This is a genomic window from Micromonospora sp. NPDC023888, from assembly GCF_040639415.1.
In the GTDB taxonomy this organism is placed as follows: Bacteria; Actinomycetota; Actinomycetes; order Mycobacteriales; family Micromonosporaceae; genus Micromonospora.
The window spans coordinates 1-17858 of the sequence record NZ_JBEZZW010000055.1 but is presented as its reverse complement, the minus strand read 5'-3'; the positions used below and the strand labels follow the sequence as shown (position 1 = coordinate 17858).

Annotated in this window: 7 protein-coding genes; 6 read left to right on the top strand and 1 reads right to left on the bottom strand. The window is 72.6% G+C overall.

Annotation, left to right across the window (positions count from 1 at the left end; genetic code table 11):
- Nucleotides 1-4: 4 nt before the first annotated feature.
- On the top strand, nt 5-766 hold the full coding sequence (locus AB0F61_RS31645; protein ID WP_357817275.1) for an SDR family oxidoreductase: 762 nt from the start codon (nt 5-7) through the stop codon (nt 764-766).
- Nucleotides 763-2337 carry an FAD-dependent monooxygenase gene (locus tag AB0F61_RS31640; RefSeq protein ID WP_357817272.1) on the top strand — a complete coding sequence of 525 codons (1575 nt, stop codon included), beginning with the start codon at nt 763-765 and terminating at the stop codon, nt 2335-2337. The genes AB0F61_RS31645 and AB0F61_RS31640 overlap by 4 nt, the downstream gene beginning before the upstream one ends.
- Nucleotides 2338-2363: 26 nt before the next feature.
- Here AB0F61_RS31640 and AB0F61_RS31635 read toward each other — a convergent pair whose 3' ends face one another.
- Nucleotides 2364-2972: a TetR-like C-terminal domain-containing protein gene (locus AB0F61_RS31635; protein WP_357817269.1), complete on the bottom strand. Its 609-nt coding sequence runs from the start codon at nt 2970-2972 to the stop codon at nt 2364-2366.
- A 174-nt stretch (nt 2973-3146) separates the two neighbouring features.
- Between AB0F61_RS31635 and AB0F61_RS31630 the strand changes: the two genes are divergently transcribed.
- The 4 genes from AB0F61_RS31630 to AB0F61_RS31615 all read left to right on the top strand — a co-directional run.
- Complete coding sequence (locus AB0F61_RS31630) at nt 3147-4649, top strand: MFS transporter (RefSeq protein ID WP_357817266.1); 1503 nt, start codon at nt 3147-3149, stop codon at nt 4647-4649.
- 46 nt (nt 4650-4695) lie between these two features.
- On the top strand, nt 4696-6900 hold the full coding sequence (locus AB0F61_RS31625) for an MMPL family transporter (RefSeq protein WP_357817263.1): 2205 nt from the start codon (nt 4696-4698) through the stop codon (nt 6898-6900).
- 176 nt (nt 6901-7076) lie between these two features.
- Nucleotides 7077-8108 (top strand): 3-oxoacyl-ACP synthase III family protein, encoded by a 1032-nt coding sequence (locus AB0F61_RS31620; protein WP_357817260.1) that lies wholly within the window; start codon nt 7077-7079, stop codon nt 8106-8108.
- A gap of 46 nt (nt 8109-8154) precedes the next feature.
- A partial coding sequence (locus AB0F61_RS31615; RefSeq protein ID WP_357817257.1) for an SDR family NAD(P)-dependent oxidoreductase occupies nt 8155-17858 on the top strand: 9704 nt, incomplete at its 3' end.

The following is a 17858-nucleotide window of genomic DNA, read 5'->3' as shown; positions in this document are numbered from 1 at the left end:
GAGCATGAATCTGACCGGCCAACGCGTGGTCGTCATCGGGGGCACCTCCGGCATCGGGCTGGCGGTGGCCCGCACCGCGGCCGAGGACGGCGCGTCAGTGGTCGTCGCCTCGCGCACCAAGACCCGTATCGACGCGGCACTGGAAAGCCTGCCCGAAGGCGTCCGGGGCGAACAGGTGGACGTCTCGGACGAGTACGACGTGCGCGAGTTCTTCGCCCGCGTCGGCGCGTTCGACCACCTCGCCTACACCGCCGGCGACCACATCCGGATCCGCCCCATCACCGACATTCCCCTCGACGAGGCGAAGGCCTTCTTCGGCACCATGTACTGGGGTGCCTTCACCGCGGCGAAGCACGCGGTCGGCGTCATCCGGCCGGCCGGGTCGATCACCTTCACCTCCGGGATCATCTCGGTGCGCCCGGCACCGGGCACATCGGCGCAGTCCGGGGTCACCGCCGCGGTCGAGTCGTTGAGCCGGGCGCTCGCCGTGGAACTCGGCCCGATCCGGGTCAACACCGTGCGGCTGGGTCCGGTGCCCACCGGCGGCGTCGATCTGCCCAACCAGGAGGTGATGTACAAGGCGCTGCGCCGGCAACTGCTCACCCGCGAGCTGGGCAAGCCGGCCCAGGCCGCCGAGGCGTACCTGTATCTGATGCGCAGCGGCTTCGCGACCGGGACGGTGATGCCGGTCGACGGCGGCTACGAGCTCGCGGCCAGTCCGTTCCTGCTGGCCGAGGCTCGCGCCTCCGCCGGAGGCGCGGGATGACCGCCGACGTGGTTGTCGCCGGCGGCGGACCGAACGGACTGATGCTCGCCTGCGAGCTACGGCTGGCCGGGCTGCGGCCGGTGGTCCTGGAGCGCCTGCCCGAGCGCAGCCGGGCCATCCGCGCCGAGGCGCTGGTCGGGCGGGTGCTCGAACTGATCGACCGGCGCGGCCTGTACGGCCAGCTCAGCGCGGGGCAGGACGGCCCGGTGACCACGCCGTTCTTCAACTTCGGCGGGGTGCCGCTGGACCTGCGCGAGCTGCCGGTCAATCCGTTGTACCTGCTGCGTATCCCGCAGCCGGTGCTCGAGGAGCGGCTCGGCGAGCGGGCCGCCGAACTCGGCGTGGATCTGCGCCGCGACCACGAGGTGCTCGGCTTCGAGCAGGACGACGACGGGGTTCGGGTACGGGTCCGGACCCCGGACGGCGAGCACGAGATCGCCGCCCGCTACCTGGTCGGCTGCGACGGTGCGCACAGCACGATCCGCAAGAGTGCCGGAATCCCGTTCCCCGACTACGGCGACCAGGATGTGGTCTCCCGGGGCGCGGACGTCGTGCTGCCCGCCGAGATCCTGGGGGGCGAGCAGGGCTCGGACGACATCCTCCAGCGCAACAGCTGGTTGGAGACGCCGGAGCTGGGCCGGGTCCCGTTCGGTTACCACCGCAACGACCGGGGCGCGTACGCGATCGGCTCGTTCCAGCCTGGTGTGCAGATCGTGGCGACCTGGGAGTGGGGCCGGGCGCACATCGACCCGGCCGTCCCGGCGACGGTGGCCGAGGTCGCCGCGAGCCTGGGCCGCATCCTCGGGGCCGAGGTGCCGATGAGCGAGCCACCCGGTCCGGGACCGCACCGGTTGTATCGACTCGCCGGTGACAGCCGGGTGGCCGAGCGGTACCGGTCCGGGCGCGTCTTCCTGGTCGGGGACGCCGCACACGTGCACGCCGGGATCAACGGCCCGGGGCTGAACCTGGGGTTGCAGGACGGCGTGAACCTGGCCTGGAAGCTGGCTGCGGCGCTGCACGGCTGGGCGCCGCCCGGCCTGCTGGACACCTACCAGCAGGAGCGCCGCCCGGCCGCGGAGCGGGTCGTGATGCAGACCCAGGCCCAGGCTGCCCTGATGGCCCCAGGCGCCAATGTCACCTCGTTGCGGGCGCTGTTCGGGGAGCTGATCGGCAACCCGGACACGCTCGGCGCGATCGCGGCGGTGATGGCGGGAACGGACCTGCACTACCCGGCGCCGGACACCACCCAACCGCACCCGATGACCGGCCGCTGGGCACCGGACGTGCGTTTCTCGTCGGCGCACGGCGCGGCCCGGCTTGCCGATCTGATGCGGGGGGCCCGTCCGGTGCTGCTCGATCTCACCGCGGACGGCTCGGTGGTGGAGCTGGCCAACGGGTGGAAGGACCGTGTGGACCTGGTCGTCGGCCAGGACGCGGATCTGGCCGTTGACGCGCTACTGGTACGCCCGGACGGTTACGTGGCCTGGGCAGCGGACCCGCGGACGCCGCCGGCTGTGGTCGAAACCGACCTGGCTGCGGCCCTGCGGTCATGGTTCGGCCCGGCGGCCTGAACCGGCGGCTCCTGCCCGTGGCCCGGTCAGCGGGCCGCGGGCAGGATCAGGTCGTCGACGATGTGGTCCAGGTAGTCGTCGGCGATGTCGATGCCCCGGGTCAACGTGTGGTAGATCAACATGGCCGGGCCGACGTTCGCCAGCAGCGGCTGGGTGGCGCGGGCGCCCAGCTCGCCCCGGGTTGCCGCCTCGGCCAACAGGGCTCCGATGCCCTCGGTGCACGGCTGCACCACCCGCTGCTGCACCACACCGGCCAGCAGTGCCTCGCCCGCCTCGGCTTCGGCCTTGACCACCTGGAACGCGGTGCCGTGCTGGCTGAAGGAGTCGCGCATGCAGGCCAGCAGCGCGATCAGGTCGGTGCGCGTGTCGCCGGTGCGTGGCACCTCGGCGGGCGACGGCAGCACCTCGGCCAGGGCCGCGGCCACCAGCTCCTCCTTGCCGGACCAGCGGCGGTACAGCGCCGCTTTGCCGGTGCCGGCCGCGGCCGCGACACCCTCCACGCTGAGCTTCGCGTAGCCCAGTGTTTCCAACTGCTCAATGACAGCCCGCAGGATCGCTCGGACCAGGACGTCGCCGCGGCGACGCCTGGCGGCGGGAGTGTGGGCGACGTTGTCGGTGGCGGAATTTGGAGTCATCGGCACACTCCCCAGTCTGTCACGGGGCCGGCAGCGCATCCGAAGCTCGCGCCGTGCTCGACAGCTGACCCAGGCGCTTGCGTCGTGGGGAAATTCACCTCTATAGTGAACGCACCGTTCACTAAGCGCCAACGCTTCGGCCCGTTCAGTGTCACACAAAACCAGGAGGTACGCATGTCGGCTCCGGCCCAGACATCGAGCGGCGCGGCTTCAGAGGCGCGGCCACTGGCCCACCCGGGCATCGCCCTGCTCGTCCTCGTCACCTGTCAACTGATGGTGGCGCTGGACGGCAACGCCATGAACATCGCACTGCCCACCATCCAGCAGGACCTCGACTTCAGCCCGACGAACCTGGCCTGGGTGGCGAACGCCTACACCCTCACCTTCGGCGGCCTGCTGCTGCTCGGCGGTAGGGCCGGCGACATCCTCGGCCGACGCCGGCTGTTCATCCTCGGCATCATCGTCTTCACGCTGGCCTCGCTCGCCGGCGGCCTCGCCCAGAGCGACGAGTGGCTCCTGGCCGCCCGCATCCTCCAGGGCGCCGGCGCCGCGTTCGCCGCCCCGGGCACGCTGGCCCTGATCGCCACCAACTTCGCCGAGGGCAAGGCCCGTGACCGGGCGCTCGGCGCGGTCACCGCGGCGTACGGGCTCAGCGTCGTGCTCGGCATGATCCTCGGCGGCGTACTGACCGCGTGGTTGGGCTGGCGATCGGTCCTGTTCATCAACGTCCCGATCGGCGCGGTGCTGGTCGTGCTCACCCCGCGGTTCGTCAACGAGTCGCCCCGCCACCCCGGCCGCTTCGACCTGGCCGGCGCGCTCACCTCGACGCTGGGCATCGCGGCGGTGGTCTACGGCTTCATCCACGCCGCCTCGACAAGTTGGACCGCGGGTGCCACGGTCGCCGCACTGGCCGGCGGCGTCGTGCTGCTGAGCGCCTTCGTCTTCATCGAGAGCCGGGCCGAGCAGCCGGTGCTGCCACTGCGGCTGTTCCGCGACCGCAACCGCTCCGGGTCCTACAGCAACATCCTGCTGCTGTCCGCGCCACTTGTCGGCGCGTCCTTCCTGAGCACCCTGTTCCTGCAGAACGTGCTCGGCTACGGCGCGCTGCGGGCCGGCCTGGCCTTCCTGCCGATGTGCGCCGGGTTGTTCATCGGCGGCGGGACAGCCAGCGGGCTGCTGCGCCGCACCGGCGCCAAGCCGCTGATCCTGTTCGGCACCGCTCTGATCATCATCGGCTCGGCGTGGCTCACCCAGCTCAGCGTCGACAGCACCTACGCCGGCGGCGTCCTCGGGCCGATGGTGCTGCTCGGGATGGGTCCAGGTTTCGCCTTCACGGCACTGAACCAGTCGATCCTCAGTGGAGTGCCGCAGTCCGACGCGGGAGCGGCCTCCGGGTTCCTGGAGTCGATGCAGTGGGGCGGCGGCGCGCTCGGCCTCGCCGTACTGGTCGCCGTGTTCGGCACCGCCAGCCAGAGCGCGGCCCGTGAGCCGCACCCGGGCTTGGCCCCCGACCTGATCGAACGGACCGTACTGGCCGACGGCATGGCCACCGCGTTCATCGCCGGAGCGTTGCTGGCCGCCGCGGGCTTCGTCATCACCCTGGCCGTGATCCGGCAACGGCGTGCCGCCGCGGAACCGGAGGCCGCTCTGCCCACCGCCGCACCGGCCCTCCCCTGACCACCCCAGATCACAACACATCACATTGAAAGCGTAGGAAACGGACATGACATCACTTGCCCGATGGTGCTATCAGCACCGGGTGATCGTGCTGCTGCTGTGGATCCTGGGCCTGGTCGGGGTGAGCGTGGTCAGTGGCGCGGTCGGCAACGCGTACTCCGACTCGTTCAACGCCTCCGGGACCGACTCCACCGACGCGTACAACCTGCTGCGCAAGACCTTCCCGGAGCAGTCCGGTGACGTGGACACGATCGTGTGGAAGGTGGATTCCGGCTCGGTCTCCGACCCCCAGGTCCAGTCGCGGATCAACCCGATGCTCGCCGAGGTGCGCGCCTCCGAGCACGTCGTCGCCGTCGTGAGCCCGTACGATCCGGCCGGCTCCGCCCAGATCAGCGCGGACGGCACTGTGGCGTACGCGACGGTGCTGTTCGACGAGCCGGCCGACGGCCTGCCCGTCGCCCTCTTCAAGGACGTGGTGACGACCGCTCAGCAGGCGCAGACCGACGGCCTGAGCGTCGACCTCGGCGGCCGTGGCATGTCGCTGAGCCAGCAGCAACCGCCGTCGCTGCCCACCATCGTGGGCATCCTGGCCGCCGGCGTGGTGCTCTTCCTGGCCTTCAGCTCGCTGCTGGCCACACTCGTACCGCTGATCGTCGCGGTGCTGGCCCTCGGCGCCGCCACCGGCGTGATCGGTCTGCTGTCCCACGCGATGGGTGTCTCCACCATCGCCACCACCCTGGCCGCGCTTGTCGGGCTGGGTGTCGGCGTCGACTACGCGCTGTTCGTGGTCACCCGGCACCGCAAGAACCTCAAAGCCGGCATGGCAGTCGAGGACTCGGTGGTCCGCGCGCTGAACACGGCCGGCCGGGCGGTCCTCTTCGCGGGGCTGGCGGTCTGCATCGCCCTGCTCGGCCTGCTGCTGATCGGCGTCGAGCTGATCGACGGGATGGCGGTGCCGGCCGCGGTGACAGTGCTGTTCACCGTCTTCGCGGCGGTGACCCTGCTGCCCGCCCTGCTCGGCTTCTTCAAGCTTCGGGTCCTCAGCCGTCGGGAACGACGCCGACTGACCGCCGAGGGTCCGGAGTCGGTCGACGCGGTGGAGGGCAAGCCGTCCCGGTGGAACGAGTTCACCCGGCGGCATCCCGCCGTGCTCACCGGCGTCGTCGCCGTCGTGGTGGTGCTGCTGGCCGCACCGTTCTTCGCGATGCGGATGGGCCACTCCGACTCGGGCAACGACCCGGCGTCGTGGACGACCCGCAAGGCGTACGACACCCTGTCGGCCGGCTTCGGCGTCGGCATCAACGGGCCGCTCGTGGTGGCGGTCAGCACCCCGACAGGTGAAGTCGCCCCGGCGACCCTCACCGCCCTGCAGGACGCGCTGCGCGGCACGCCCGGGGTTGCCTCGGTTGCGCCGCCGGTGAGCAGCGCCGACAAGTCGACGGCAATCATCCAGGTCATCCCGACCACCGGACCGCAGGACGAGGCCACCAGCCGCCTCATCGACCGGCTCCGCGACAACGTCCTGCCGCCCGTCACCGCCAACAGTGGGGTGGACGCCCACGTGGGCGGGGTGACCGCCACGTTCGACGACTTCGCCGAGGTGCTGACCGACAGCTTCGCCCTCTTCCTGGTCGTGGTCATCGCGCTCGGGGCGATCCTGCTGCTCATCGCGTTCCGCAGCATCTTCGTGGCGCTGATGTCGGCGGTGATGAACGTGGTGGCGGTCGGTGTCACCTTCGGCGTCCTCACCGCGCTGTTCCAGTGGGGCTGGCTGGACGACCTGACCGGGTTCGGCGGGGCCGGGCCGATCGACCCGACCCTGCCGGTGCTCATGACGGCCATCCTGTTCGGCCTGTCGATGGACTACCAGGTGTTCCTGATCAGCCGCATCCACGAGGAGTGGACCCACACCGGTGACCCGACCCGAGCGATCCTGAACGGCCAGCGCGGCACCACCCGGGTGATCACCGTCGCCGCCGTCATCATGGTGCTGGTGTTCTGCTCGTTCGCCCTGATCGGCGAGCGGCTGGTCGCCGAGTTCGGCATCGGCCTGGCAATCGCCGTGCTGTTCGACGCGTTCCTGCTCCGCAACGTGCTCGTACCCGCCCTGCTGCACCTGGCCGGCCGGGGTGCTTGGTGGCTGCCCCGACCGGTGGACCGGGTGTTGCCGCACCTGTCCGTCGAGGCACCCAGTCGGCTCTCGTCGACGGAGACGGCCGCCCCCACGCCGCTCGTCGGTGAGACCGTCTGATCCTCCCGCCCCGGCCGCCCGGGCCGCACCCGTCCCCTCCCCGTGGGACGCGGTGCGGCCCGGGCCTTTTTCTGTCCGGGCACGCACGGCCAAGCCCTTCCTAAGCGCTGCTTTAGCCCCGCTCCGGATCATCGGCGCACGGCCGGTTCGCTGGCCGCCCAAGGAGGGGGACGAGCATGCGTATTCCGGAAACCTATCTGTTGTCCGCCGGCGCGGCTCTGCCCGGCCCGGCCGTGGACAACGCTGCTCTGGCCCGCCGGTTCGGCATGGACACCCTGTGGGAGCAGTGGGTGGACGTCTTCGTCGGCACCCGCCAGCGGCACCTCTGCGTGGATCTGGCGACCGGTGAGCTCCGCTCGAACCTGGCCGAGCTGGCCACCACCGCCGCCCAACAGGCGCTGAAGTCAGCCGACCTGACCCCGGACGACATCGACGTGATCGTGATGAGCACGGCCACGCCGGACCAGCTGATGCCGGCCACCGTCAACGTGGTCGCCGACCAGCTCGGCGTCAACGACCTGCCCACCTACCAGTTGCAGACCGGCTGCGCCGGGGCGGTGCAGGCACTGGACGTGGCGCAGGCCCTGCTGTCCACCGGCCGGCACCGCACCGCGCTGGTGCTCGGCGGTGACGTCTGCGCGAAGTACTTCGACCTGAGCCTGGACCTGGCCGCCCTGCCACCCGCCCAGCTCATCAACGTGGTGCTCTTCGGCGACGGGGCCGGCGCCGCCGTACTCAGCAGCGAACCCGGGCCGGGCCGGGTGGTGATCCGCCGCCTGCTCAACCGGCTGACCGGGCGAGGGCGGGCGCCCGGCCACGTACTGGACTGGTTCGGGCTGGCCGACCGGGACTCGCTCCGTCCGGCGGCGGCAGAGGACTACAAGGCCATCGAGGAATCGGTGCCGCGGATGGCCGGCGAGATCCTCCGCGAGCTGCTCGACGACCTCGGCTGGCAGGACGACGATGTGGACTACCTCCTGCCACCGCAGCTCTCGGTGCGGATGACCAGCCGGATCGTCGACCAGCTCGGCCTGCCCGGAGCGCTCGAGGTGTCCTGCATCAGCGAGACCGGCAACAACGGCAACGCGCTGCCGTTCCTACAGCTCGAGCGGCTGCTACGCCGGATGGCCGGCGGTGATCGCGCGGTGGGCCTGGCCGTCGAGTCGAGCAAGTGGCTCAAGGCCGGATACGCCCTGGAGAAGCTCTGACCCGCCCGGCTTCGGGCTATCCCGCGACGAAGGACGGACACCTGAGATGACCGATCGCACCATGTCCATCGCCGTCGTCGGCCTGTCGTGCCGGCTACCGCAGGCCCCGGACCCAGACGCCTTCTGGCACCTGCTGCGGACCGGCACGAGCGCCATCACCGAACTGCCCGCCGACCGGCGCGGCTCGTCCGGATTCACCGGACGGCACGCGGAGGCGGCGGCCAACCCGGGCACCGGGTTCGGCGGCTTCCTCGACCGGGTGGACGGCTTCGACGCCGGCTTCTTCGGCATCTCCCCCCGGGAAGCCGCGGAGATGGACCCGCAGCAACGGCTCATGCTCGAGCTGGCCTGGGAAGCGCTGGAGGACGCCCGGATCGTTCCGGACCGGCTGCGGGGCGGCGACGCCGGCGTGTTCATCGGCGCGATGGCGCAGGACTACGCGACCCTGACCTACCGGGCGGGCATCGAGGCGATCGGCACGCACACCATCACCGGCCTGCACCGCAGCGTCATCGCCAACCGCATCTCGTACGTCCTCGGCCTGCGGGGCCCGAGCCTGACCGTGGACACCGCCCAGTCATCGGCGCTGGCCGCCGTCCACCTCGCCTGCGAGGCCCTGCGCCGCGGCGATGCCGACCTGGCCCTGGCCGGCGGCGTGAACCTGAACCTGGCCGCCGAGACCACCGTCACCACCGCCAAGTTCGGCGGCCTCTCCCCCGACGGCCGGTGCTTCACCTTCGACGCGCGAGCCAACGGGTACGTGCGCGGCGAGGGCGGCGGCATGGTCGTCCTCAAGCCGCTGGACCACGCGATCCGCGACGGCGACCCGATCACCTGTGTCATCGCCGGCGGCGCGCTCAACAACGACGGAGCCACCCCGAGCCTGACCGTGCCGAGCGCCGACGCGCAGGCCGCGATGCTGCGCCGGGCGTACCAGCGGGCCGGAGTGGACCCGACCGCCGTGCAGTACGTCGAACTGCACGGCACCGGTACCCGGCGCGGCGACCCGATCGAGGCAACCGCGCTCGGCGCCGTCCTCGGGCAGGACCGTCCGGCCGCCGAGCCGCTCGCTGTCGGCTCGGCCAAGACGAACGTCGGTCACCTGGAGGGCGCTGCCGGCATCGCCGGGCTGATCAAGGCCGCGCTGGCGATCCGCCACCGGGAGCTGCCCGCGAGCCTCAACTACGAGACCCCGAACCCGGACATCGACCTGGACGCGCTACGCCTGCGGGTGCAGCAGCGGCACGGCGCCTGGCCACACCCGGACCGGCCACTCACCGCGGGCGTCAGCTCCTTCGGGATGGGCGGCGCCAACTGCCACCTGGTGCTGACCGAGGCGCCGGCCACGACCCCCGCGCCACGACCGCCGGCAACCACCGGCGTACTGCCGTGGGTGCTCTCGGCACAGACCCCGGAGGCGCTGCGCGGCCAGGCGGCGCGACTCGCCGAGCAGTCACCGGGCGACCCGGTGGACGTCGCGTTCTCGCTCGCCACCACCCGGACCGCGTTCGACCATCGCGCTGTGCTGGTCGGCGCCGACACGGACGACCTGCGCTCCGCGGTGGACGCGCTGGCCGCCGGCAGTCCCGCGACCGGGGTGGTCACCGGCCGGGTGACGCCCGAACCGCGCCTGGCGGTGCTGTTCAGCGGCCAGGGCAGCCAGCGGCCCGGCATGGGCCGGGAGCTGTACGAGACGCAGCCGGCCTTCCGCGCGGCCCTGGACGAGATCTGCGCCGAGTTCGACCGCCACCTCGACCGCCCACTCCGCGAGGTGATGTTCGCCCCGGAGAGCACCAGAGGAGGCCTGCTCGACTCGACCGCCTGGACCCAGCCGGCCCTGTTCGCCTACGAGGTGGCCCTGTACCGGCTGTTCGCCTCGCTCGGCGTCACCGCCGACGTGCTGCTCGGCCACTCCATCGGCGAACTGGCCGCCGCGCACGTCGCCGGCGTCCTCGACCTGCCCGACGCCTGCACCCTGGTGGCCGCGCGGGGCCGGCTCATGCAGGAGGCCCAGTCGGGCGGTGCGATGGTCGCGGTGCAAGCCACCGAGGACGAGGTCCGCGCCACCCTTGCCGGGCCGGTCGACATCGCCGCGGTGAACGGTCCCGCCTCGGTGGTCGTGTCCGGCGACGCCGCGACAGTGCTGATGATCGAGGCAGCCTGGCGCGATCGTGGCCGCAAGACCCGCCGGCTGCGGGTGAGTCACGCCTTCCACTCGCCGCACATGGAGCCGATCCTGGACCGGTTCCGGGAGGTGGCACGGCAGCTCACCTACCGCGAACCGGTGCTGCCGGTGGTGTCCAACCTGACCGGCGCGCCGGCCGGGCCGGAACTCCGCGACCCCGAGTACTGGGTGCGGCACATCCGGGCTGCCGTCCGCTTCGCCGACGGCGTGCGCGCCGCCGCCGCCTCCGGGGCGACCGGATATCTCGAGGTGGGGCCGGACGCGACGCTGATCCCGCTGGTCCGCGACTGCCTCGCCCACGAGGAGGCTGTGCTGGTTGCGGCCCAGCGTCGCGACCGCCAGGCGGAGCCCGCCTTCGTGACGGCGCTCGGGCAGCTGTTCACGCACGGCGTGGCGGTGGACTGGGCCGCGCTGCTCGCGCCGTACCGGCCGGTCCCGGTTCCGCTGCCCACGTACGCCTTCCAACGGGAACGGCACTGGCTCGGCGCCGACCCCGCCGACAGCACACCGCCGGCACCCGTGGCGGCGCCCGTCGCCGACCTGCTCGCCACGGTGCGCTCCGCCGCCGCCGTCGTCCTCGGCCACCGGTCGGCCGACACGGTCCCGGCCGGTGAGACCTTCAAGAGCCTCGGTTTCGACTCGATGACCGCTGTCGAGCTGGTCGACGCCATCGGCCGGGAAATCGGCAGGCCGCTGGCGTCGACGCTCACCTACGACCACCCCACCCCGGCCGCGCTCGCCGCGCACCTGGGCTCGCTCCTTTCAGGTGAGGGTGGCGGCCCGGACGTGACCGCGTACGCGGCGGCGCTCGACGAGCCGATCGCGATCGTCGGCATGGCCTGCCGCTACCCGGGCGGCGCGGACACGCCGGAGAAGCTGTGGGGCCTGGTAGCCGACGAGGTCGACGCGATCGGCTCGTTCCCCACCGACCGCGACTGGGACCTGGAGCATCTCTTCGACCGGGACCCGGATGCGACCGGACGCTCGTACACGAGCCACGGCGGCTTCCTGGCCGGCGCGGCCGAGTTCGACGCGGCGTTCTTCGGCATCAGCCCGCGCGAGGCGACCGCCATGGACCCGCAGCAGCGACTGTTGCTGGAAACCTCGTGGGAGGCACTGGAACGCGCAACCGTCGACCCGACCTCGCTGCGCGGCACCGCGACCGGCGTCTTCGTCGGCGCCACCGCCCAGGACTACGGCCCCCGGCTGCACGACCCGGCCGACGGACTGGACGGGTACCTGCTCACCGGAACCACGACGAGCGTCATCTCCGGGCGGATCGCCTACACCCTCGGGCTGCACGGCCCGGCGCTCACGGTGGACACCGCCTGCTCGTCGTCGCTTGTCGCGATCCACCTGGCCGCGACCGCGCTGCGCAACGGCGAGTGCGCCCTGGCCCTGGCCGGCGGCGCGGCCGTGCTTGCCAGCCCCGGCATGTTCGTCGAGTTCAGCCGGCAACGGGGCCTCTCCCCCGACGGCCGGTGCAAGGCGTTCGCGGCTGGCGCGGACGGGACCGGCTGGGCCGAGGGCGCCGGGATGCTGGTGCTGGCCCGGCTCTCCGAGGCGGAGCGGCGCGGCTATCCGGTGCTGGCCGTGCTGCGCGGCAGCGCGGTGAACCAGGACGGCGCCAGCAACGGCCTCACCGCGCCGAACGGCCCAGCCCAGGAACGGGTCATCCGGCAGGCGCTGGCCAACGCTCGCCTACAGCCGTCCGAGGTGGATGTGGTCGAGGCGCACGGCACCGGCACCACGCTGGGCGACCCGATCGAGGCGCGGGCGCTGCTTGCCACCTACGGTCGGGACCGGCCGGCCGACCGACCGCTGATGCTGGGATCCCTCAAGTCGAACATCGGTCACGCGCAGGCGGCGGCCGGCGTCGGCGGCGTCATCAAGATGGTGCAGGCGATGCGGCACGGCGTGCAGCCACGGACCCTGCACGTGGACGAGCCCACCCCGCACGTGGACTGGTCGGCCGGTGCGGTCGCCCTGCTGACCGAGGCCCGGGCGTGGCCGGCCGACCGGCCGCGACGCGCCGCCGTGTCCTCCTTCGGGATCAGCGGCACCAACGCGCACGTCATCATCGAGCAGCCGGCGTCGGACGAGACCGCGGCGGCGGCGCCGGCGACGGACGGGCCGGTGCCGTTGACGCTCAGTGGGCGCACGCCTGCTGCCCTCCAGCAGTACGCGGGACGGCTGCGCGACCTCGTCGCCGTCGACCCGGAGGTGAACCCGGCCGACCTGGCCACGGCCCTGACCGGGCGGGCGCTCTTCGAGCACCGTGCCGTGCTGGTGACGCACGACCGGGCCGGCCTGACCGCGGGCCTGACCGCACTGGCCGGCGCGGGCGACGACCCGTCCCTGGTCACCGGTCCGGCGGCCACCGCCGACCCCCGGGTGGTCTTCGTCTTTCCCGGCCAGGGGAGCCAGTGGGCCGGCATGGCTGTCGAGCTGCTCGACACCGTGGACGTCTTCGCCCGGCAGTTGCGGGCGTGCGCTGAGGCGCTGCGCGAGCACACCGACTGGGATCTTGTCGACGTGCTGCGGGGCGCCCCGGGCGCGCCCTCGCTGGACCGGGTGGACGTGGTGCAGCCGGCCCTGTTCGCCGTGATGGTGTCGCTGGCCGAGCTCTGGCGTGCCTGCGGTCTGCGCCCCGGCGCGGTCGTCGGCCACTCACAGGGTGAGATCGCGGCGGCGTACGTGGCCGGGGCGCTCTCGCTCGCCGACGCCGCCCGGGTGGTGACCCTGCGCAGCCAGGCGCTTGCCGCGCTGACCGGCGGCGCCGGAATGGTTTCCGTGACGCTGCCCGCGGCGGAGGTACGCGATCGGCTGGGCCGCTGGGCGGGCCGGTTGAGCGTCGCCACGGTGAACGGGCCCTCGTCCACAGTGGTGTCCGGCTTCGACGACGCCCTCGACGAGCTGCTTGCCGAGTGCGAGGCCGACGGCGTCCGGGCACGTCGTGTGCCAGTTGACTACGCCTCACACTCGGCGCAGATGGAGTCGATCCGCGCGGAACTGCTCGACGTGCTGGCTCCGGTGCGACCGCGGGCCGCCGAGGTGCCGTTCTGCTCCACCGTGACCGGCGACTACCTGGACACCACGGAGCTGGACGCCGACTACTGGTACCGGAATCTGCGCGAGACTGTCGAGTTCGAGCGGGCCACCCGCACCCTGTTGGCCGACGGTTTCCAACTCTTCGTCGAGGCGAGCCCACACCCGGTCCTGACCGTCGGCATGCAGGAGACGATCGACGACACCGAGCCGGCCACGACGGCCACGACGGTGCCCTCGCTGCGCCGTAACGAGGGCGGCCGGGAACGCTTCCTGCGCTCCCTCGGGCAGGTCTTCGTCTCCGGGGTACGGGTGGACTGGACGCCGCTGGGTCTGCGCGCCGACGGGCCGCGCCCGGACCTGCCGACGTACCCGTTCCAGCGGCAGCGGTACTGGCTGAGCCCGGCGGACCCGGCCACCTCGCCGGACGCGCTCGGGCTGAGCGCGGCCGGCCATCCGATGCTCGGCGCGCTCGTCGCGCTGCCCGACGGCGACGGCCTGCTGCTCACCGGCCGGCTGTCGCTGCGGACCCACCCCTGGCTGGCCGACCACGCCGTGCTCGGCACCGTGCTGCTGCCCGGGACCGGCTTCGCCGAACTGGCCCTGCACGCCGGCGCCCAGTTCGGCCTGGACGGCCTGGACGAACTCACCCTGCACGCGCCGCTGCCGGTGCCGGAGGGCGCCGCCGTGATGCTGCAGTTGGCGGTGGGCGAGCCCGCCGAGGACGGCAGCCGCCCGCTGCGGATCCACTCGCGGCCGGACGACGGCGACGAGTGGACGCTGCACGCCAGCGGCCGGCTCGCCACGGTCAGCGGCACACCGCCCGCGATCACCAGGCCGGCAGGCGCCGAACCGGTCGACCTGGCCGGCGTCTACCAGGAGCTGGCCGCGCAGGGCTACGAGTACGGCCCGATGTTCCAGGGCCTGCGGGCGGCCTGGCGGGACGGCACAGACGTGTGGGCCGAACTCGCCCTGCCCATCGACCAGCAGGCCGAGGCGACCGAGTTCGGTCTGCACCCGGCGCTGCTCGACGCGGCGCTGCACGCGGCGCTCGTCCTCGGCCCGGCCGGCGACACCGACCGCCCCCGGCTGCCGTTCAGCTGGACCGGCGTGCGGCTGTACGCGACCGCCGCGGCCTCGGCGCGACTGCGGGTGCGGCCGGCCGGCCGGGACTCGGTCGAGCTGCTGCTCACCGGCCCGGACGGTGAACCGATCGCGGCCGTCGACGCGGTGGCGATGCGCCCGGTCGACGCGCAGGCGCTGACCACCGCCGCGACCCCGGACACCGCCCTGTACGAGACGACCTGGATACCGGTTGCCGCCGGCAGCCCGGTCACCGGCGGGTGGGCGGTGGCCGGCGACCCGGAGCTGGCCGCGGCGCTCGGCGCGGAGGTCGTCGACCTGCCACCAGCCGCGTCGGACGGCGGGCCCGAATCGGCTGTCGCACGGGTACGCGACGTGCTGGGTCGGCTGCGTGACTGGCTGGCCGCCGAACCGGACCCGGCCGCACGGTTGCTGGTGGTGACCCGCAGGGGTGTCGCCGCCGCCACCGAGGACGACGTGGACCCGGCGGCCGCCGCCGTCTGGGGTCTGGTGCGGACGGCGCAGGTCGAGGAGCCCGACCGGGTGGTGCTGCTGGACATCGACGACACGGCGGGGAGCCGGGCATCGGTGTCCGGCGCGCTCGCCTCGGGCGAGCCGCAGCTCGCGCTGCGCGACGGCCGCGTCTACGCGCCGCGGCTCGTCCCTGCCGCCACCGTGCCGGCTGCGCCGCTACCCTTCGATCCGGACGGCACGATTCTGATCACGGGCGGCACCGGCACGCTCGGTACGCTCGTCGCCCGGCACCTCTTCGACAGCGGCTACCGCCATCTCGTCCTCGCCAGCCGCAGCGGGCCGGACGCGCCCGGCGCCGACCGACTCGCCGAGATCGGCACCGTCGTCGCCTGCGACACCAGCGACCCGGAAGCCCTCGCCGGCCTGATCGCCGGCATCGCGCCGCCGCTGACCGCTGTGGTGCACACGGCCGGCACGCTACGTGACGCGACGATCGCCAACCTCACCGACGAGAACCTGGACGCCGCCTGGCGGCCCAAGGCCGACGCCGCGTGGCACCTGCACCGGCTCACCGACGCGCACCTCGTGTTCTTCTCCTCGGTGATGGCCACGCTGGGGAGCGCGGGGCAGGGCAACTACACGGCCGCCAACGGCTATCTCGACGGCCTCGCCCGACACCGGCGGGCAGCCGGACTGCCGGCGACCAGCATCGCCTGGGGCCTGTGGGACACGGCCAGCGGGATGACCGGGCACCTGACTGGTGACGACATCGGGCGGATGAGCCGCAACGGCGTCGCGCCGATGGGAAGTGAGGCTGGGCTGGCCCTGTTCGACGCGGCGCTGGCCGGCCCGGCGGAACTCGTGGTGGCGGCCCGCCTGGACCGGGCGGCGCTGCGGGCGCGGGCCGCGGGCGGCACGCTGCCGGCACTGCTCGGCAACCTCGTGCGGGTGCCCCGGCGGCGTGTGCAGGCGCCGGTGGCCGCGAGCGGCAGCACCACCCCGGCCTCGCCGGAGGCGCTGCTCGACCTGGTCACCAGCCAGGTCGCGGTCATCCTCGGGCACACCTCGGCGGACGGTGTGGACCCGACGCGGGCGTTCAAGGAGATCGGGTTCGACTCACTGACCGCCGTCGAGTTGCGCAACCGGTTGGCGACCGCGACCGGCCTGCGGCTGCCGGCAACGCTGATCTTCGACTACCCGACGCCGGCCGCCCTGGTCGGGCAACTGGTCGCGCGGCTCGGCCCGCAGGCTCCAGCGGAGGCCACGACGACCACCCGGGTCGCCAGCGACGAGCCGATCGCCATCATCGGGATGGCCTGCCGTTATCCGGGGGGTGTCGACACTCCCGAGAAGCTGTGGGAGCTGGTCGCTGGTGGGGTCGACGCGATCTCGGAGTTCCCGGACAACCGGGACTGGGACCTCGACGGTCTCTACCACCCGGACCCGGACCACCGGGGAACGTCCTATACCCGCCACGGTGGTTTCCTGCACGACGCCGACCTGTTCGATGCGGAGTTCTTCGGGATCAGCCCACGTGAGGCGGTGACCATCGACCCGCAGCAGCGGGTGCTGCTGGAGACCGCGTGGGAGGCGATCGAGTCCGCCGGGTTGAACGCCGAGCAGCTGCGCGGCAGCGACACCGGGGTTTTCGCGGGCCTCATGTACCACGACTACGCGAGCCGGCTGCCGGCTGTGCCGCCGGAGCTGGAGGGTTACCTGACCACGGGCAACCACGGCAGCGTGGCGTCGGGCCGGGTCGCCTACACGTTTGGTTTCGAGGGGCCCGCGATCACGGTCGACACCGCGTGTTCGTCGTCGCTGGTCGCGATCCACCTCGCGGGGCAGGCGTTGCGTCAGGGTGAGTGCAGTCTCGCCCTGGCCGGCGGGGTGGCGATCATGTCGAGTCCCGGTCTGTTCATCGAGTTCAGCCGACAGCGCGCGATCTCCGCCGACGGGCGGTGCCGGGCTTTCTCCGCCGATGCCGACGGCACCGGGTGGGGTGAGGGCGTCGGTCTCCTCGTTTTGGAGAAGCTGTCCGACGCCCAGCGCAACGGTCATCCGATCCACGCCATCATCCCGGGCACCGCCATCAACCAGGACGGCGCCAGCAACGGTCTCACCGCTCCGAACGGGCCGTCGCAGGAGCGCGTCATCCACCAGGCGCTCGCCAACGCGGGCCTGGACATCGGTGACGTCGACGCGATCGAGGCCCATGGCACCGGCACCACCCTCGGCGACCCCATCGAGGCCGGCGCCATCCTCAACACCTACGGCCAACGCGAACGACCCGTCTACCTGGGGTCCATCAAGTCCAACATCGGGCACACCCAAGCCGCCGCGGGTGTCGCCGGCGTCATCAAGATGGTCGAAGCCCTGCGCCACGAAACACTGCCGCGAACCCTGCACGCCGACACCCCCAGTCCGCACATCGACTGGACCAGCGGCAACGTTGAACTCCTCGCCGACGCGCAAGCCTGGCCCACCCGCGAACGTCCCCGTCGCGCCGCGATCTCCTCCTTCGGCATCAGCGGCACCAACGCCCACCTCATCCTCCAGGAGCCACCCACCCCCACCGCCGACCCCACGCCTGCCGACCCGGTCGACGAACCGACTCTCTGGTTGCTCTCCGCGCACACCCCCGATGCTTTGCGCGGGTACGCCGGGCAGTTGGTCGAGTACCTGCGTACCCACCCCCGTACCCGGTCCCAGGACGTCGGGTACACCCTCGAGCGTCGGGTGCAGCACTCGTACCGTGCGGCGGTCACGCATCCGGACGCGTTGCTCGCCCTGCGTCAGGACCAACCCCACCCGCACCTCGTCACCGGCACCCCGCACGCCGGGAAAACCGTGTTCGTCTTCCCCGGCCAAGGAAGCCAATGGACACACATGGCCCGCGACCTCTACGCCACCGACCCGGTCTTCGCCGGCCACCTCGACGAGGCCCATGACGCCCTCAGACC